Raw genomic sequence first — 18,191 nt, 5'->3', positions numbered from 1 at the left:
ATTAAAATAAAAAAAATAATTCCACTACTTGCTACAATTGTAGTTTGCACTTCATTATTTGCTGGGTGTAACAGTAAATCTAACGAATCAGGTAAAAAAGTATTAAATGTATATAATGTTGGTGATTACATAGATGAGGATTTATTAAAGCAATTTGAAGATAAAACCGGAATAAAGGTTAATTATGAGACCTATGATACAAACGAAATTATGTATCAGAAATTAAAAGGAGGAAACTCTAGTTATGATATAGTTGTTCCTTCTGATTACATGGTTGAAAAAATGATCAAGGAAGATATGCTTGAGAAAATAGACTTTACTAAAGTTGAAAACTACAAGAATATAGATGAAAAGTTTAAAAATCTTTCTTATGATCCAAAAAATGAATACTCTGTTCCTTATATGTGGGGAACTTACGGAATTATATACAACAAAAAATTAGTTAAAGATCCAGTGGATAGTTGGAACATACTTTGGAACCCAAAGTATAAAGGACAAATTTTTATGATAGAATCTATAAGAGATTCTATAGGAGTGTCCCTTCGAAGATTAGGTTATTCACTTAACACAACTAAGGATGACGAGATAAATAAAGCTAAAGAAGAATTGATAAAACAAAAACCACTAGTCCTTGCATACGTAAATGATGAAGTAAAAGATAGAATGGTTGCAGAAGAGGCTGCTCTTGCAGTAGTTTATTCAGGTGATGCTGTAACAATGAAACAAAAAAACGCAAACCTACAGTATGTTATTCCAAAGGAAGGAAGCAATAAATGGTTTGATACTTTATGCATACCAAAGAATGCTAAACATAAAGCTGAAGCGGAGCAATTTATAAACTTCCTACTAGACCCTGAAGTATCCAAACAAAACACAGAGTACATTGGTTACTCTACTCCAAATAAAGCTGCTTTAGAACTATTAGATGATAAAATAAAGAGTGATCCTACAGCTTATCCTTCTGAAGATATTCTGAAGAAGTGTGAAGTTTTCGTTGATCTTGGAGAAAATCTAAAAAAATATGATGACGCTTGGTTACAAGTTAAATCAAACTAAAAAAAGCCTTTATAGGCTTTTTTTATTGTTCAAATTCAGGAAACCATAGATTGATTTCTTTTTGAGCACTTTCACTACAGTCAGAGGCATGCACTGAGTTTTCAGTTTTGTTTACACCAAACTTTTTTCTTATAGTTCCATACTCAGCCATTTCAGGATTTGTGTTACCGTTTATCTTTCTTACCTTTTCTATAGCCCCTTGTCCTTCCAGTATCATAGCAACTAATGGGCTTCTTGTAATATATTTTAATAATTCATCAAAAAATACTTTACCGTCATGCTCTGCATAATGTACCCTGGCCAATTCTTCATTAATTTTAACCATTTTAAGTGCAATTACCCTGAGCCCATTACTTTCGTATAGATCGATTATTTTTCCTGTTACGTGTCGCTCTACTGCATCAGGCTTTATAAGAACCAAACTTTTTTCTATATCCATTACCTTCACCTCCTGTAAATGTTTTCTAACCTTATTATACTTACCAAAGACTGTATTGTAAATATTTTTAAAATTACTCCACCATTGTAATTTTTGCTCATTTTCATAAAAAATAAACATAAATATAATTATAATTTTTACGATAATATAAATAACATTATACCACATCAATCTTTAGGTTATATTTTCAATTGTTAAGGTTCACAAAAATCTGTTATAATTCTATTAAATAAATCTTGAGGAGGAATGAGTATGATAAGATATCATATCATTGTCCAGGGAAGGGTTCAAGGAGTAGGGTTTAGATACTTCGTTCAATATACAGCCTCTTTACTTAACATAACTGGTACTGCCACAAATCTTGACAATGGCGATGTAGAGATTTTTGCTCAGGGTGATAACGAACACGTAGACGCTTTTTTAGCTAGGGTTAAGAGAGGAAATGGATTTTCAAGAGTTATTGAATGTAAGGTAGAAGAACTTCCTTCACTTGAAAAAGAAAAATCTTTTAGGATTGTTTAGAGCACAAAAAGTATAGTCTTTGCCTATTTACAATAAGGCAAGGACTATACTTTTTTAAATATCTAACATTATTACTTTTTTACAAGTTTAGTTACGTCATAAGTTAACAGCTATTATATCATGACGCAATTATAAGTTATAACTATTCTTCCGAATTAAGCTCTTCTATAACATAATTCGGAAGTGCAAAAGCACCTACATGTATGTTCTTGTTATAGTACTTAGTTTTTAATCCACGTTTCTCAAAGTTCGCTTCTTTAAAGTCCTTTATAGGATGAAGTGCCTTTGATGCAAACCCAAATAACCAATGTCCAGATGCATAAGTCGGCATATGGTATTGATATGCCTCACATATTGGGAATATCTTCTTAAGCTTCGAGTATGCTCTTTTCATTTCTCTTGAATTATTAGGATAATAAGGACTTTCACCTTGGTTAACTAATATTCCTTTGTCAGTAAGAGCCTTAAAGCAGTTGTTATAGAAATCTACTGTAAATAATCCTTCTCCTGGTCCGATAGGATCTGTAGAGTCAACTATTATAAGGTCATACTCAGCTATCTTTCCTTCAACAAACTTTATTCCATCTTCAAAGTACAGATTAACTCTTGGATCATCAAGTTTACATGCAGTGAAAGGTAAAAATTCTTTAGAAGCTTTAACAACTACTTCATCTATTTCTACCATGTCTATCTTTTCTATAGTCTCATATCTAGTTAATTCTCTTACAGTTCCACCATCACCAGCACCTATTACTAAAACTCTTTTTATATCAGGGTTTGTAGAAAGTGCCACGTGAGTAATCATTTCATGATAAATGAACTCATCTTTTTCAGTAACCATAGTCCAACCATCTATTACCAAGACTCTTCCAAATTCATAAGTATCAATTACTTCTATCTCTTGGAACGGACTCTTTTCCGCATAGAGATGACTCTTTACCTTCATTGAAAACTTTACGTTAGGCGTCTGATTTTCTGTATACCACAATTCCATTTCTATTCCTCCAAACACTATTCATTCATTGGTTTATGTGTAACATCTATATTATCATATTGACCATCAGAATAGTTCTTTATCTTTTCAATTATTCCTCTTGATACCTCAGTTGATTCACTTCTTTCAGCCTTAAGCATATCCTCTAAATAGTTAAATGCTTTCCATGGATTAACACTATCACCACAAGTATATAAGTCAACAGAAGCATACCCATATTCAGGCCATGTGTGAATTGTTAAATGTGATTCTTGTATAATTACAGCTCCGCTAACTCCCCATGGATTAAAGGTATGAAAACAACTTGTAACTATAGTTGCACCTGATCTTCTTGCTGCTTCATTCATATACTCTTCAATTAAGCTATGATTACTTATTATATCCTTGTCACAATTGTAATACTCTACCAATATATGTCTTCCAAGTTGCTCAATTTTCATTATAACCCCTCCTAATATTAAAAAAACTAATATTCAAATATTAAAATTTAATATAAATATTTACCTTTTTATCCTCTAACCTCAACTAAACTCTTGGTTTAATAAAGTTTACTTTTACTAAACCAAGAGTTTATTAATATTAAGTACAAATAAAATATATCATATTTTAAAAATTTGTCAATAGATTTCGCTATTTACACATATTCTAGCCGAAAAAAATAGACTGTTAAAAACAGTCTATTCATTAGTATCAGTCTGCACTGGTCTAGGCTTATTTTTCCCTAACTTTCTTGATTCCTTTGAGTATCCAATCTCATTTGCAGTTTCTATTTTCATTTTCTCTAATTCTTTCTTTGTTTTAGGATTAGACTTTTTGTTATTTTTGCTGTTCTTATTATTTTTATGAGACATAGGTATATCACTCCTTAAAACTACTATAGTAATACTAATCTACACGATATTAGTATTAGTACTTTTTTATAGCCTATACCTGCAACATATTAACAAAGAAAGAACTTCCACCCTTTTATAAATCTTCCCATAATTCTTCTATTGATGGATAGTCAGTAAATATTTTATCCATCAAGTTATCAATATCATCATCATTCCACACATTATACTTTTCTAGTGAATCTAATTTAATTAAATTATTGTCTTTTTCACTTCTAACAAGCATCTTTTCAGAACATTTTTCAATATAATCATCTATATGTTCTCTTACAGTATTTTCAAACTCTAAAGTTAAATATCTCTCGTTATTTTCATCTCTAAAATCAATCACAATCCTATGTTGATCTCTTAGCAGCTTTAAAAAATCTTGATGATTTTCATCTCCATAATTAAACCAAATATCATATATATTTTCAAAATTCTCGCCAAATTTTAATATTATGGCATATACATTAGCTTTTTTATCACCAATAGATGTACTTTTTACTCCCATGGGTGTATCTACGCCAATACTCAATAGATCCTCTTTCATTTCCTTTATTATAATAATTGGATATAACGTATCCTCAAGCCCAACTACTAATGGAGTAATACTGCCACAAGGTCTATCTGCTATTATATCATTAACTGTTAAGTCACCCATAAGTACACTTCCTTCTTTATAATACTTTACTATAGACACTCAAGTTCTAGTGTGCAAGACTTAGTTACTGATTATAGTAACTGTTAATGAAAACTACTTAGTTATTTTTTTAGATCTGATCTATCTATAGAAAGCAAAATTCACTCAAATATTAAATATAAATAATTGTTATAACTATATTATACCAATTATATCAACATCTACGAGATATTTTACATACAAAAGCATAAAATATCTTATATTAAGCGCAAAATAAAAAACTTCCTAATTAGGTTTTAAAAATTTGATTTGCAATGTAATTTATCTATAGTATTATACGATAAAATAAAATAGTTATACAATAGCAATTTACCATTTATTTTCAATAAATAGTACCTATCTTCCTTTTCTAAACGTATATGAAGAATCTTACAGAATACATAATTTTATTTTTTACTGTTCACCCTAAATAGCTGTTCTAACTCCTTGATATTGCTAGGTTTAGATATCAAAAGTTTTTATACTTTCCTAGACAGCAAGATATGGTTGCTACAATATAATCACTTTGCTATAATAGAGTAATTAAATAAGATGAATTGCTTCAATCTAAGATATATCGCTTAAAGTTCTAATATATTTTTCATTAAAGCTTTAAATGCAGAAATTTCAATGTGAAGTAGTTTATCTGTTCAGATGAATAGATATGTCATTTCTATGATTTAAAAATATACGACTAATCATTTTAACTATTAATGGTGCTTTTTCTAAAAATGATATATCCATATATATTGTATTGGGGGAATATAAATGAAAATAGACTTTATAAAATGCCATGGTTCAGGTAATGACTTCATATTAATAGATGAGTTAAATAAGTCTCTTAATTTAACCGAAGAAAATAGAAAAAGCTTAGCCATTGAACTATGCGATAGAACTGGAAAAATAGGGGCTGATGGAATATTATTTGTTCAAAACAGTTCTTTCTGTGATGGAAAAATGAGAATATTTAATGCTGATGGCACAGAGCCTGAGATGTGCGGAAATGGTTTAAGGTGTGTAGGAAGATATTTAATTGATGTTCTTAAAAAAGATTTTATTACTGTGGAAACAATGAAAGCTAAATATGATGTAAAGGCTGTTTCAGAAATCTTTGAGGGAGTTAGAACAGTTGAAATAGAAATAGATACAGTTAATTTTAACGTGAATTCTCTTCCTTTAAACCATTCAAAAGATACCTTAATAAATGAAAAAATCCCTGCTTTATCTGACAACTTACTTTTTACTGCTGTAAGTATAACAAACCCACATATAGTTACATTTATTAATCAGTTAAGCAGAGATGAAATAATTAGAATAGGTAAAGAAGGTAATACAAATAAATCTGTTTTCCCACAAGGTGTAAATGCTAATTTCGTGAAAGTTCTTGAGGAAAACAGTATATATGTTACTACTTATGAACGTGGTGTAGGTCTAACAAAATCCTGCGGTACAGGTATGACTGCTTCTAGTGCTGCCTATTGCTTAAACAATCCTAATTTATACTGTAAAGAACTTAACATATATAATGATGGTGGTATGATAAAGATATATGTTAATAAAGATGATAAAAACAATTACAAGATAAGATTTATAGGCAATGGTTCATATGTATACTCCTCTTCAGCAAACCTTAGTGATTCATTGAAGTTAACATCGCTTACAGACAATAAAGATTTTGAAGAAGAAGTGGCTAGTTATGATAAATTTCTTAATTACACTAAGAGTGTTATTGCATAAACTATAGAATTATTTAGGAAAATCTCTAAGTTATAATGATTTGAAATTAAGTGGTTATACCGGAGATGCTATATGAGCGAGCTATTAGAATTAATATGACGAAATCATATTAATTCTTTGCGTAAGCTCATTAAAGCATCGTATGGATAACCACTTAATTTCAACCATGCAATTTAACATTGACAAGTAAAAAACATCACTAATATTAGCAAATATTAGTGATGTTTTTTTCCTATAAAAATGTTTTTTATTTTAATTTATATTCACTAAATTCAAACTCCTACATTATGTCCCTCAAAGGCGTTTATATACATCTGTCTAATCTCTCCCATAAGTGGATATCTTGGATTTGCTCCAGTACATTGATCATCAAAAGCTTGCTCTACCATTTCATCTAATGAAGAATAGAACTTTTCTTTAGAAACACCCCATTCTGCTATAGTTCTTGGCATTCCAACTCTAGCCTTCAAATCATCTATAGCTTTTATAAGGTTTTCAATCTTTTCTTCCTCAGTGCTTCCTCCAAGCTTTAGATAGTCAGCAATAACTGTATACCTCCATTTTGCATTCGGATACCTATATTGAGGAAATGCTGTCTGTTTTCTTGGATCATCTACTGCATTAAATCTTATAACTTCATCTATTAACAACGCATTTGCTACTCCATGAGGTACATGATGCATTGAGCCTAACTTATGTGCCATTGAATGACATACTCCTAAAAATGCATTTGCAAAGGACATTCCTGCTATTGTAGCTGCATGCGCCATTTTTTCTCTGGCTTTTATATTAGTAGTGCCTTCATCGTAAGCCTGTGGTAGATATTTAAATATAAGTCTTATCGCTTCTAATGCTAAGCCATTTGTGTATTCTGACGCCAAGACTGACACATAAGCTTCAATTGCATGAGTTAAGGCATCTATTCCAGATGCTGCAGTTAAGCTTTTCGGCATATTCATCATAAGTTCAGCATCGATTATTGCCATGTCTGGAGTAAGCTCATAATCTGCTAAAGGATATTTTATTCCTGTTTTTTCGTCTGTAATTACAGCAAATGGAGTTACCTCAGAACCAGTTCCTGCTGATGTTGGTATAGATACCATCATAGCTTTTTGTCCTAGCTCTGGGAATGTATATACTCTCTTCCTTATATCCATAAATCTCATTGCTAAATCTTCAAACCTTACCTCTGGATGTTCATACATAACCCACATTATTTTAGCGCAGTCCATAGGTGACCCACCACCTAACGCTATTATTACATCTGGATTAAACTTATCCATTTGATCTGCTCCATTTTTAGCAGTAGCTAAAGTTGGGTCTGGTTCTACATCATAAAACACTCTAAAGTCAACATGCCCTTCTTCCAAGACCTTTATAGCCATATCTGCATAACCTAAATCATATAAAACTTTATCAGTTACAATAAACGCTCTCTTTTTGCCCATGTCTACTAGCTCTCTTAACGCTACAGCAAGAGATCCATACTTAAAGTATATTTTCTCCGGTACTCTGAACCAAAGCATATTTTCTCTCCTCTCTGCAACATTCTTTATATTCAACAAATGTTTTGGACCAACATTTTCAGATACAGAGTTTCCTCCCCAAGATCCACAGCCTAAAGTTAGAGATGGAGCAAGTTTAAAATTATAGATATCTCCAATTGCTCCTTGTGATGCAGGCATATTTACTATTGTCCTAGCAGTCTTCATAGCTGCACCAAACTTCCCTATTCTATCTGCACTTTTTGACTGATCTGTGTATAATACCGATGTATGCCCAAATCCCCCTAATTCAACTAGTCTTGAAGCTTTGATCAAAGCTTCATCAAAAGTTTTAACTTGATACATCGCTAATACCGGTGAAAGTTTTTCATGAGAGAACGGTTCTTCTAGCTCAACTGACTCTACCTCTCCAACTAATACCTTTGAATATCTTGGCACCTCAACACCTGCCAATTCTGCTATCTTATATGCTGACTGACCTACTATGTCTGAGTTTAGTCCGCCTTTATTATTTAGTATAATCTTCCTTACCTTTTCTCTCTCTTCTTCATTTAGTATATAAGCACCTCTGTCATGAAGTTCTTTTCTAACCTCATCATATATTTCTTCTAGCACAACTAAAGCTTGCTCTGATGCACATATCATTCCATTATCGAAAGTCTTTGATAAAAGTATTGAACTTACCGCTGTCTTTATATGAGCGGTTTCATCAATAATTACTGGAGTATTACCTGACCCCACTCCTAAAGCTGGTTTTCCTGACGAATAAGCCGCTTTTACCATCGCTGGTCCACCAGTAGCAAGTATTATGTCTGCCTCTCTCATAACCATCTGTGATAGCTCAACTGATGGCTCATCTATCCATCCTATTATATCTTCAGGTGCTCCGGCTTTAACTGCCGCATCTAACACTATCTTTGCAGCTGCTATAGTTGAAGCCTTTGCTCTTGGATGCGGTGAAAATATTATTCCATTTCTTGTTTTAAGTGATATAAGTGCCTTAAAGATAGCCGTTGAAGTTGGATTAGTTGTAGGGATTATAGCTGCTACTACTCCGATTGGTTCTGCCACTCTTGCTATACCAAAGGATTCATCGTAATCTAATAATCCACAGGTTCTATCATTTTTATATTTATTATAAATGTATTCAGATGCAAAGTGATTTTTTATAACCTTGTCTTCCACTACCCCCATACCAGTTTCTTCAGCAGCTAACTTTGCAAGAGCTATTCTAGAATTGTTCGCCGCCATAGCTGCCTGCCTAAATATTTCATCAACCTGCTCTTGAGTATAAGTTGAGTAAATCCTTTGTGCTTCCCTTACTTTAGATATTCTTTGGCTCAATTCTTCCGAATTGGTTACTTTCATTCATATTCCTCCTTTTATTTACGCAATACTAAGCCTCATCCGCCTTTTTATCACTATATAGACGTAATTTTGTTCTTATTATTCTCAATATGTGTACAGGAATATTCTAGTTTTAAAAAATATGACATAGCCTTCTAAAACTGAATGTATAACTAAACTTTAATATTTGTCAGTATAGAAAAAAACTTAATACTTAGTTATACTATTTATAAATCACCTACAACAATCTCTTTCAATTAATATCAAGTTCCAAAAACAAAACTTATGGTATTGATTAATCAATATGAAATTTCTTTAGATTATCAGATTGATGCATTTCATCTTTTCACGTATATTAATTTTAAAAATAGGAGGCTTATATATGATAATTTCTAATATTACAAATATAATGATCAAATACTTTGATGGAGACATCAAAAGAATAAATCATGCATTAAAGGTATATTCCTTTGCAAAAATTATTGGTGAACTAGAACAAGTGGCTAAAGACGAACTTTTTATTATAGAAATTTCCGCAATATTGCATGATATAGGTATTAAGATAAGTGAACAAAAATATAATTCATCAAATGGCAAGTATCAAGAAATAGAGGGTCCCCCTGTAGCAAAAGAACTATTAAGTAGTTTCAATCTAGATGCATCTATAGTTGATAGAGTTTGTTATCTTATAGGCAATCATCATAGTTACGATAAAATAGATTCTGTGGACTTTCAAATTTTAGTGGAAGCTGATTTTTTAGTTAACATATATGAAGATGAAATACCTAAAGATAATATTGCTGTAATAGAAGAAAAGATTTTCAAAACCTGTTCTGGCAAGAAACTTCTTAACTCTATTTACATGTAAATTTTTCAAATAGAAAGACAGGAATCCATTAATGAACTCCTGCCTTTTATTTGCTAGAATAACTTAACCTTATGTTTGAGGAGCATATATTCTTTAAATTCCTCATCGCAATCACACTTACCATCGCAAGCAAAACAATGATTTTTCAGACTAGCCATAATAGATTTTCTTATATCTTCAGGCTTTTTTATTGGTGAAGCTGTAATCTTTTCTACAACTTCAATACCTAATAAAGTAGCCAAAGGTATAAACACCATATTTATAGATTCTTTAAAATTCAAATACAATTCTACTGTCCCTACAAGTACTATAGCTGAATACATAACTCCTCTAATTTTTTTCATATCCTTTGATAATTTAAGTGATTTTATTAAATCTTCTACATTTTTTCTACCAGTAAAACTCATATGTTGATAAAATGATTGTGCTCTTATATCCTCCATATTAACCCTCTTTTATCGTTTTACTGTAAATGTATGCTTCATCTTATAAAGGAATTCTAAAATTTATTATTTTAAATTATTAGTTACGTCTCTACAAACTCCAAAAACTCCAATAAGCTCTCCAAACATATTGTATTCAGGTATTGAATAATCTTCAATACAATGATACACATCATCCCTATCTCTCCACCTTGTTACAATAGGTTTTGAATAATCTGCATTTCCTTCTGCTTTATCTATTAATTCTTGAAGATAATCTGGATGTGCAGTACTAAAAACTAATTCCGGGTCATTATAATAATCTTCTGGAGTATATCCAAGTACCTTTTCAATTGATCTACTTATGTATTCAAACCCCTTAGGTTCTACTCTAAAATAGTATATTACATCTTTTGAGTTATCCAGTATCCTTGTTAATAACTGATGCCTGTATTCTAGGTCTTTTTCTTTTGTAATATTTATAATAGAGCCATAATATCCTTTATGTATTCCATCAACATAATGAGATCTATATAATATATTTATATGTGTAATGACTTTACTCTTCGTCAAAACTGGAATAGCAATAGTATTTTCTCTATCAGCCACTTCTTTAAATTGTATTAGTACCTTTTGCTCTCCTATAATATCTGAGAGATTCTTACCAATCAATTCTTCAGATTTATGTTCTAATAAGGTTTCAATTCCCTCTTCTATATATACAATTCTACTCATCTGATCTGCAACAAAGTAAAACTCTCTTTTAACCATATTAAAGTTTATATCTGAAAAATCATTACCTAAAAAACTTTTCATGGAATCCCTCCATAAACATGATTGTATTATTATTTTTCATTCGTATCCAAAAAAAACTTATCAATTAGCTTTTCTGCAATTTTTCTATATCCATTTGCCATATCAATTATAGAAAGAATATATAACAAAACATCCCCATCTTCGTCCTTAACTTCTTTTAGCTTTTGCTCAGCTGAAGCTTTTATTTCTTCAGAATTATTAGTTTTTATTAGCAAGTACTTATTATATAATGAATTTATATCCACTTTTTCATCGTTCTCTATCTTTTCAACTATAGGCTTTAATATATTCTTAATATCATTAATGGCTAAGCTTTGCTTTAAATTGTAGATTATAATCATAAGAATTACATGATCTCTAGTATACTTCTTTTTCTTTGCTGCCATAAGTAATTTATCTTTAGTATAATTATTTATCATTGTTTTAGTAAGTAATTTATCTTCCACACTTCTTTTGGTTTCAAATAGATTACTTTCAAATAGTGTTATTACTTGGTCCATATATAAATCCAAATTAGGTATTTGCTCAGGTTGTATTTCATTGTCAAAATGTAAATCTTCAAAGATCATTTTAAGGTTATTTAAATCTAATTCTAAATCTGCGTTATTCATATCTTCCTCCCTAGTTTTCAAAAACAATAAGTAGTTTTTAAAACCACTTATTTTAATATTAATAGAAAATACTAGATAATACAAGAATTTTATAGTTATGATGAATAAATATTGAAATTTCATTTATAATAAATATTGCATAAACAATCCACTATGTCGTATACTGTAATAAAGATAACAAGTAGTTACGTTAACTACTTCACATAATATTTATAGGAGTTGATGTTATGATAAAATATATAAGAGAACCAGTTAATAGTTTAACTCACTTTTTTGGTGCTATAGCATCCTTAGTCGGATTAGTTTTTATGATCTTGAAAGCAATTGATGTAAATGACTCTTTACCTTCAAGACTTACAGGAGCCATTATCTTTGGGCTATCGTTAATTTTTCTATATAGTGCAAGTTCTATATATCATTGGTCAAGGTCATCTGCAAATAAACTGCTTATTCTAAGAAAATTAGATCATGCAATGATTTTTGTTCTCATTGCAGGTACTTATACACCAATATGTCTAGGCGTTTTAAACGGATTTTTAAAAGTATTTGTTTTATCCACTGTATGGACTTTAGCAATCGCAGGAATCTTTCTAAAGATATTTTGGTTCGATTGTCCAAGATGGCTATATACCGCATTTTACATAATAATGGGTTGGTTAGCCTTAACCTTCAGCGCACCTTTATATAGAACACTGCTAATGCCTGGTTTCATTTGGCTCATAATCGGCGGAGTATTATATACCATTGGAGGAGTAATATATGCATTAAAAGCCCCAAATATATCTTCCAAATTTGGATTCCATGAATTGTTTCATATTTTCGTCTTATTAGGAAGTTTAAGTCACTTTTATCTAATTTATGCTTTTATTTTATAATTTGTGGATATATTTCTAAAATTTATTTTGTTTTTTTAAACTATCTTTCAATTATTATTAGTAGTCTAATACCTCAAAAAACTTTCACATATACTTTTAGCTGCCTTAGCTTATAAAAAAGCTCACTGAGAACGTAATTTCAGTGAGCTTTTTTAACGCGTCTGCCTTTCGGAATGCATATGCGGAAATTCTGGCAGTCTATATATTATTCTTTTTATGTTTTATTTTATTAATAATGTTCCATCGTTAATCTTCCAAGCATTATCTTCATATACTAGCTCTACATTACAAACATCTGAAACATCTCCGTCTACATACTCAACTCTTGCATTAATCTTATTCGACCCCTGATCACTACTTATTACTTTCGTAAAAGTTTCCCCATTGCTTAATCCTTGACCAAAAAGAACATACTTCTTTCCATCACTTTCTTTAAAAAAGTTTCTAACGTGATTATTAACGAAAGCTTTGGAAAAATATTGATTAAATGATTTAATTTCATTCTCTACATTTGTATTCTGATCTTTTATAACTGCATAACTTAAACTATCTATCGTAATGGTTTGATTACTATCTCCTAATCCCATCAGTCTGCTAATCTCGAAATTTCTCCCTACTATTAGCTTGCTTAGAATCTCATCATCTTTTAAAGATTTTACAATTGCAGTATTATCAACTGGCTTTTTTGTGTCATTTGAAGCAATATTATTTTCTGTGTCCTTATTTTGCTTTGTTGCAACTTGTGAATTATCACTTGTATTTATTTTCTCTTCTTTAACCGCTATGGGTTTTAAATCCTTATCAAACTTATACCATGTAAGTTTCTTATCATCATTTAACTGCGGTATTTCTAAGATACCATCTCCATCAATATCCTGTGCATATTTCTTTAAGCCGCTTACAGTGCTATTTATAAGTCTTTCAAGCTTACCTTTATTCATTATATATACATCGATATTTGAATCTTTAGATACCTCTGAGTTATCTATTAATCCGTAAGTTCCATCATTTATCTTGCCTACTACTAACTCACCTGGAAAAGCAGTGTTAGAAGGACCTACACTATCACTTGAGTCATGATATTTGTCTTTACTATATAGATAAACCTTCACAGGAGATTTTTTCTCTCCCTTGCTATTATATGGAATAATATATATTTCAGGAATCTTGTCATTATCCAAATCACCAAAAGCATATCCATCTTTATTCATATCCGCGATGGTTGTCCAAGATTTATCTTTAGCAAACTTTTCTTTTATAAAGTTCATCATAAGTTCATCTAACTTACCAAATTCTTTCACATCTCCTCCGGCAGATATAAATTCAGCATATTTTGATACTGACTCCGGATACTTCTTTTCGGAATAAACCTTATTTAATTGATTTAATATATCCTCCTTATTAGTTTTATTGTTATCATTACTCTTACTGCATCCGAATAATGACAAACTAATAATTAGAAATAAAGCTACTATTAGATTTAATTTCTTAGTCATGTTATTCCTCCGTTTTATTATTATGTTAAAACTTCAATTATTGATTTATATGGATGTACCACTTTCAAATAAAGTCTATTTATCAAGTAAAATACCTACAATAATTAAAATGATTGTTGGTATATATTTCGATAAATTCCAATAAGAAGTAGCATATCTATATTAAAGCAGAAAAATCCTATAATTCTAGGATTTTCGAATAAATATAAGTATGAGTTCACTTAATAATTCTCTTACATTTTCAACTATAAAATTATAGCACAGTAAAACATTTCCTTACATCACTGTAAAAATTCATTTACGCTCAATTTGGACACTTTTTTATATTTAATTGACATAAGTCTCTTATTTTCATATCCTTATAATAAATACTAATTTTATTTTAGAAAAGAGGGTTGATTATATGGATATTATAAAAAAAGTAGTACAAGAAAACTTAGACGAAGTAATTAGTATGTGGCATAAGCTTCATGCTACTCCTGAACTTTCATTCGAGGAATATAAAACACAAGAACTGCTTCTTGAGTTTTTGAATTCTATGGGCTATGAGAGTAAGAAGATTGCTAAAACTGGATTAGTTGCTGTACTAGGAGATGATTCCAAAGCAATTGGCATAAGGACAGATATAGATGCCATAAACGTAGCAGGTCCTCGTCACTCCTGCGGACACGATTTTCATATGTCAACAGTACTAGGCACTGCTCTAGTTTTAAAGAAATTAGGTGTGAAAAAGACAGTTAAATTCTTATTTCAGCCAGCCGAAGAAGCAATTGGTGGCGCAAAAGTTATGATTGAGGAAGGTGTTCTAAAAAATCCTGAAGTAACTGAAATGATTGGCTTTCATGTATGGCCAAAGGTTCCTGTAGGAACTATTGAAGTTTCACCTGGCCCATCTATGGCTTCAGTTGATGATTTTATCATTACCTTTAAAGGAAAAGGTGGTCATGCAGCAATGCCTTATATTTGTATAAATCCATTATACCCAGCAATGGATTTTATAAATACTATGACTATAAAAACAAAAATAGAAAACAATCCATTAGATCCTCACATTCTTACATTCACTACTTTGCAATGTGGTACAGTCGGTAATGTTATAGCCGAGGAATCAGTGGTAAAAGGAACTGTAAGAACCTTTGATATGGCTTTTAAGAAGAAGCTTCAAAATCAAATTTTAGCGGAAGCTGAAGATATAGGCAAAAAGTATAATTGTTCAGTATCATCCCATTACAATGTATATTATCCACCTGTTATAAGCGATGAAGCTTTGACAGAGAAATTTACTAAGATCAGTAAAAAAGCACTAGGTGAAAATAATGTTAGACCACTGGAAAAAACTTTTACAGCAGAGGATTTTTCTTTCTATTGTGAGAAAGTTCCATCAGTACATTTTAGGCTTGGTATATCTGATGGTTCTAAAGGTGAATCACCACTACATTCACCCAACTTTGATGGATCATTCGAAGCATTATATTATGGTATATATACTCTTGTAAACTATGTTTTAAACGCGTAATCAAATTTTATTTTTTATTGGGGGGAAAAGTTTTGTTAGGTACTTTAGTAAACTTTGGGGCTATTGTCATTGGAGGCATATTGGGATTACTCCTAAAAGGAGGCATTCCAGAAAGATTAAGCAAAACTATTATGAATGGTCTTGCTTTGTGTGTTTTGTATATTGGTATATCTGGTGCCTTAAAAGGAGATAATCCATTATTAATAATTATATCAATTGCAGTAGGAGCATTAATTGGTGAACTTATTGATATTGATAACTTACTAAGCAAATTCGGGGTATTTATCGAGGAAAAGTTTAAGAAAATTACTAAGAATTCTCCTATTGCTGAGGGATTCGTTACTTCATCTTTATTATTTTGTGTTGGAGCTATGGCAATAGTTGGTTCCCTACAAAGTGGTCTAGAGGGAAATCATACGGTTTTGTTTAACAAATCTATTTTAGATGGTATTTCATCTATAGTTTTTGCTTCATCACTTGGTATTGGCGTTATATTTTCTGCCTTTGCAGTATTGATATATCAAGGATCAATAACGCTACTTGCTACGCTGATCCAGGGAATCTTAACAACTACAGTAATAAACAGTATGACAGCAGTGGGAAGCTTGCTCATTATTGGTTTAAGCTTTAATATGCTAGGTATTACTAAAATTAAGGTAGCGAACCTACTTCCTGCCATAATAATACCTATGATATATTCCTTTTTTGCCTAATTAAATACTTTTATTACTATCTAATTTAGAAAACAAGCTCTATAGCTTTCTATTAATTCATTAAGAAAGCTGTAGAGCTCAAGATAAATCTGTTAAAAAATCGCTGAAGAGACTTTCTTCAGTGATTTTTTTGCGCATCTGCCTTTCCGAATGTATATGAGGAAAATATGGCAGGCGAATAAGTTTTATTTTTTACTCCATAGCCATATAAAACTTACAAACCCATTGAAATATCTAGGTTTAGCTGGATATTGAATTTTATCATTTTCTATATAGTAAAAAAAGGTCAGCTTACAAGTATTCTGTAAGCTGACTTTTTATTACAAGTTAAAATGCTTAGCCGCCGTTTCAATTGCTTTAATCTTATATTCTTGCTTTATTGCACAGGTGATTCTGATTTCTGACGTTGTAATCATTTTAACTTCTATATTTGCATCTGAAAATACTTTGAATAGTCTTGCAGCAACCCCAGTGGTATTTTTCATTCCTAACCCTACTAATGAAAATTTTGTTATATCTTCGTCTATTAGTATATTATCCTTATTTGAAAAATCAGTTAATATTTCCATGCACTCACTTATTTCATTCTTAGGTATTGTGAATGATACATTTACTAAGTTATCCATAGGAGCTGTTTGAGAAATCATATCTATATTAATTTTTCTATTTGCAATAGCCTCAAATAAATCTGATAAAATATTTATATTAGAAGATAAATTTTGTACTGTTACTGAAACATCCTCATCGCTAGTTGCAAGACCTGTTACTGGTTTACTCTCTAAATTCATATCCTTTACCCCCTTAATTACTGTTCCTTTAATATCACTACAACTAAGTCCTACATATATAGGAATATCATATTTTTGTGCGAGTTCTACACTTCTAGAGTGCATTACCTGAGCTCCAAGACTGGCAAGTTCAAGCATCTCTTCATAATCTATAAAATCAAGTTTCTTAGCTTCATTAAACTTTCTTGGATCACAGCTATATATACCATCTACATCAGTATATATTTCACATTCTCCTTTAAGCTTTACCGCCAGTGCCACTGCAGAAGTGTCAGACCCACCTCTTCCAAGGGTTGTAATGTCCCCAATTTCATTTACTCCTTGAAATCCTGCAACAATAACGATCTTTCCTTCGTTAAGACTACTTTTTATCTTCTTTACGTCAATATCATCAATTAGAGACTTTCCATAAATACCCGAAGTCTTTATTCCGATTTGATATGCTGTATAGCTTATAGCATCATACCCTTTATTCTTTAGCGCCATTGCTAAAAGTGAAGCCGATATAATTTCACCTGTAGAAATTAACGCATCCATCTCTCTCTTGTCAGGATTTTCGCTAACTGACATTGCAAGATTGATTAGGTCATCAGTTGTATCCCCCATAGCTGATACAACTGCAACTACGTTATTCCCTTCATTTTTCTTCTTAATAAGTGTATCTGCTACTCTTTGTATTTTTTCAGCTGTAGCCACTGAACTTCCACCATATTTTTGTACTACTGTCTTCATCTAGAAGCCCCCTTTTCCCTTATAATGAAATTTGCTAATGCAGATTTCATTAGTAACCTTTTCTGCCCATCTGCCATTTCTGAACCTATGTAGATATTTTGTCATAGAAATACGCTTTATTTTTACAAGTTAGATAAAGAATTAAAAGTTAAATAAATATTGAGTAATAAAAAACAAAAAATAAATGCAGCCAAGGTACACCT

At 31.0% G+C, this 18,191-nt stretch carries 18 protein-coding genes; 7 read left to right on the top strand and 11 right to left on the bottom strand.

Features of this window, described 5'->3' with window-relative positions:
- Complete coding sequence (locus OCU55_RS03180; RefSeq protein ID WP_261851501.1) at positions 1-1,056, top strand: ABC transporter substrate-binding protein; 1,056 nt, start codon at positions 1-3, stop codon at positions 1,054-1,056.
- A gap of 22 nt (positions 1,057-1,078) precedes the next feature.
- On the opposite strand, the gene ndk is transcribed toward OCU55_RS03180, so the two are convergent.
- Positions 1,079-1,495 (bottom strand): nucleoside-diphosphate kinase, encoded by a 417-nt coding sequence (gene ndk / locus OCU55_RS03175; protein WP_261850863.1) that lies wholly within the window; start codon positions 1,493-1,495, stop codon positions 1,079-1,081.
- A gap of 252 nt (positions 1,496-1,747) precedes the next feature.
- Between ndk and OCU55_RS03170 the strand changes: the two genes are divergently transcribed.
- A complete protein-coding gene (locus tag OCU55_RS03170) occupies positions 1,748-2,017 on the top strand; it encodes an acylphosphatase (protein ID WP_261850862.1) in 270 nt (89 codons plus the stop codon).
- A 142-nt stretch (positions 2,018-2,159) separates the two neighbouring features.
- Here the strand turns inward: OCU55_RS03170 and speE are convergent, their stop codons facing one another.
- From speE to OCU55_RS03150, 4 genes are all read right to left on the bottom strand, one after another.
- On the bottom strand, positions 2,160-3,011 hold the full coding sequence (gene speE, locus OCU55_RS03165) for a polyamine aminopropyltransferase (RefSeq protein ID WP_261850861.1): 852 nt from the start codon (positions 3,009-3,011) through the stop codon (positions 2,160-2,162).
- Between the two features lie 17 nt (positions 3,012-3,028).
- On the bottom strand, positions 3,029-3,445 hold the full coding sequence (gene speD / locus OCU55_RS03160; protein ID WP_280923793.1) for an adenosylmethionine decarboxylase: 417 nt from the start codon (positions 3,443-3,445) through the stop codon (positions 3,029-3,031).
- 243 nt (positions 3,446-3,688) lie between these two features.
- Positions 3,689-3,862, bottom strand: coding sequence for a small, acid-soluble spore protein, alpha/beta type (locus OCU55_RS03155; protein WP_183278290.1), 174 nt, complete (start codon positions 3,860-3,862; stop codon positions 3,689-3,691).
- A gap of 115 nt (positions 3,863-3,977) precedes the next feature.
- On the bottom strand, positions 3,978-4,544 hold the full coding sequence (locus OCU55_RS03150; protein ID WP_261850859.1) for a hypothetical protein: 567 nt from the start codon (positions 4,542-4,544) through the stop codon (positions 3,978-3,980).
- 786 nt (positions 4,545-5,330) lie between these two features.
- Between OCU55_RS03150 and dapF the strand changes: the two genes are divergently transcribed.
- The gene (gene dapF, locus OCU55_RS03145; RefSeq protein ID WP_261850858.1) at positions 5,331-6,299 is read left to right on the top strand and encodes a diaminopimelate epimerase; all 969 of its coding nucleotides are present in this window, start codon (positions 5,331-5,333) and stop codon (positions 6,297-6,299) included.
- A gap of 272 nt (positions 6,300-6,571) precedes the next feature.
- Here the strand turns inward: dapF and adhE are convergent, their stop codons facing one another.
- A complete protein-coding gene (gene adhE, locus OCU55_RS03140) occupies positions 6,572-9,172 on the bottom strand; it encodes a bifunctional acetaldehyde-CoA/alcohol dehydrogenase (RefSeq protein WP_261850857.1) in 2,601 nt (866 codons plus the stop codon).
- 361 nt (positions 9,173-9,533) lie between these two features.
- Here adhE and OCU55_RS03135 point away from each other — a divergent pair, with 361 nt between their 5' ends.
- Positions 9,534-10,019, top strand: coding sequence for an HD domain-containing protein (locus tag OCU55_RS03135; RefSeq protein WP_261850856.1), 486 nt, complete (start codon positions 9,534-9,536; stop codon positions 10,017-10,019).
- A 53-nt stretch (positions 10,020-10,072) separates the two neighbouring features.
- Here the strand turns inward: OCU55_RS03135 and OCU55_RS03130 are convergent, their stop codons facing one another.
- The 3 genes from OCU55_RS03130 to OCU55_RS03120 form a co-directional block, all read right to left on the bottom strand.
- Positions 10,073-10,462, bottom strand: coding sequence for a hypothetical protein (locus tag OCU55_RS03130; protein ID WP_261850855.1), 390 nt, complete (start codon positions 10,460-10,462; stop codon positions 10,073-10,075).
- A gap of 66 nt (positions 10,463-10,528) precedes the next feature.
- On the bottom strand, positions 10,529-11,257 hold the full coding sequence (locus OCU55_RS03125) for a PAS domain-containing protein (protein ID WP_261850854.1): 729 nt from the start codon (positions 11,255-11,257) through the stop codon (positions 10,529-10,531).
- Between the two features lie 29 nt (positions 11,258-11,286).
- Positions 11,287-11,868 (bottom strand): DUF1836 domain-containing protein, encoded by a 582-nt coding sequence (locus OCU55_RS03120; RefSeq protein WP_261850853.1) that lies wholly within the window; start codon positions 11,866-11,868, stop codon positions 11,287-11,289.
- A 227-nt stretch (positions 11,869-12,095) separates the two neighbouring features.
- Between OCU55_RS03120 and trhA the strand changes: the two genes are divergently transcribed.
- Positions 12,096-12,743 (top strand): PAQR family membrane homeostasis protein TrhA, encoded by a 648-nt coding sequence (gene trhA, locus OCU55_RS03115; RefSeq protein ID WP_261850852.1) that lies wholly within the window; start codon positions 12,096-12,098, stop codon positions 12,741-12,743.
- Between the two features lie 221 nt (positions 12,744-12,964).
- Here trhA and OCU55_RS03110 read toward each other — a convergent pair whose 3' ends face one another.
- Complete coding sequence (locus OCU55_RS03110; protein ID WP_261850851.1) at positions 12,965-14,239, bottom strand: DL-endopeptidase inhibitor IseA family protein; 1,275 nt, start codon at positions 14,237-14,239, stop codon at positions 12,965-12,967.
- 403 nt (positions 14,240-14,642) lie between these two features.
- Between OCU55_RS03110 and OCU55_RS03105 the strand changes: the two genes are divergently transcribed.
- Entirely contained in the window at positions 14,643-15,755 is a 1,113-nt protein-coding gene (locus OCU55_RS03105; protein WP_261850850.1) for a M20 metallopeptidase family protein, read from the top strand.
- A gap of 32 nt (positions 15,756-15,787) precedes the next feature.
- Positions 15,788-16,468 (top strand): DUF554 domain-containing protein, encoded by a 681-nt coding sequence (locus OCU55_RS03100; protein WP_261850849.1) that lies wholly within the window; start codon positions 15,788-15,790, stop codon positions 16,466-16,468.
- A gap of 320 nt (positions 16,469-16,788) precedes the next feature.
- Here OCU55_RS03100 and OCU55_RS03095 read toward each other — a convergent pair whose 3' ends face one another.
- Positions 16,789-17,988, bottom strand: coding sequence for an aspartate kinase (locus tag OCU55_RS03095; RefSeq protein WP_261850848.1), 1,200 nt, complete (start codon positions 17,986-17,988; stop codon positions 16,789-16,791).
- Positions 17,989-18,191: the final 203 nt, after the last annotated feature.

The sequence above is a fragment of the Clostridium folliculivorans genome (genome assembly GCF_024341905.1).
Taxonomy (GTDB): domain Bacteria; phylum Bacillota; class Clostridia; order Clostridiales; family Clostridiaceae; genus Clostridium_AR; species Clostridium_AR folliculivorans.
This window is presented reverse-complemented; position numbering and strand designations above follow the sequence as displayed.

Coding starts and splice junctions, on each gene's coding strand:
- ndk (WP_261850863.1), bottom strand. CDS start 1,495: ATGGATATAGAAAAAAGTTTGGTTCTTATAAAGCCTGATGCAGTAGAG.
- OCU55_RS03170 (WP_261850862.1), top strand. CDS start 1,748: ATGATAAGATATCATATCATTGTCCAGGGAAGGGTTCAAGGAGTAGGG.
- speE (WP_261850861.1), bottom strand. CDS start 3,011: ATGGAATTGTGGTATACAGAAAATCAGACGCCTAACGTAAAGTTTTCA.
- OCU55_RS03155 (WP_183278290.1), bottom strand. CDS start 3,862: ATGTCTCATAAAAATAATAAGAACAGCAAAAATAACAAAAAGTCTAAT.
- OCU55_RS03150 (WP_261850859.1), bottom strand. CDS start 4,544: ATGGGTGACTTAACAGTTAATGATATAATAGCAGATAGACCTTGTGGC.
- dapF (WP_261850858.1), top strand. CDS start 5,331: ATGAAAATAGACTTTATAAAATGCCATGGTTCAGGTAATGACTTCATA.
- adhE (WP_261850857.1), bottom strand. CDS start 9,172: ATGAAAGTAACCAATTCGGAAGAATTGAGCCAAAGAATATCTAAAGTA.
- OCU55_RS03135 (WP_261850856.1), top strand. CDS start 9,534: ATGATAATTTCTAATATTACAAATATAATGATCAAATACTTTGATGGA.
- OCU55_RS03130 (WP_261850855.1), bottom strand. CDS start 10,462: ATGGAGGATATAAGAGCACAATCATTTTATCAACATATGAGTTTTACT.
- OCU55_RS03125 (WP_261850854.1), bottom strand. CDS start 11,257: ATGAAAAGTTTTTTAGGTAATGATTTTTCAGATATAAACTTTAATATG.
- OCU55_RS03120 (WP_261850853.1), bottom strand. CDS start 11,868: ATGAATAACGCAGATTTAGAATTAGATTTAAATAACCTTAAAATGATC.
- trhA (WP_261850852.1), top strand. CDS start 12,096: ATGATAAAATATATAAGAGAACCAGTTAATAGTTTAACTCACTTTTTT.
- OCU55_RS03110 (WP_261850851.1), bottom strand. CDS start 14,239: ATGACTAAGAAATTAAATCTAATAGTAGCTTTATTTCTAATTATTAGT.
- OCU55_RS03105 (WP_261850850.1), top strand. CDS start 14,643: ATGGATATTATAAAAAAAGTAGTACAAGAAAACTTAGACGAAGTAATT.
- OCU55_RS03095 (WP_261850848.1), bottom strand. CDS start 17,988: ATGAAGACAGTAGTACAAAAATATGGTGGAAGTTCAGTGGCTACAGCT.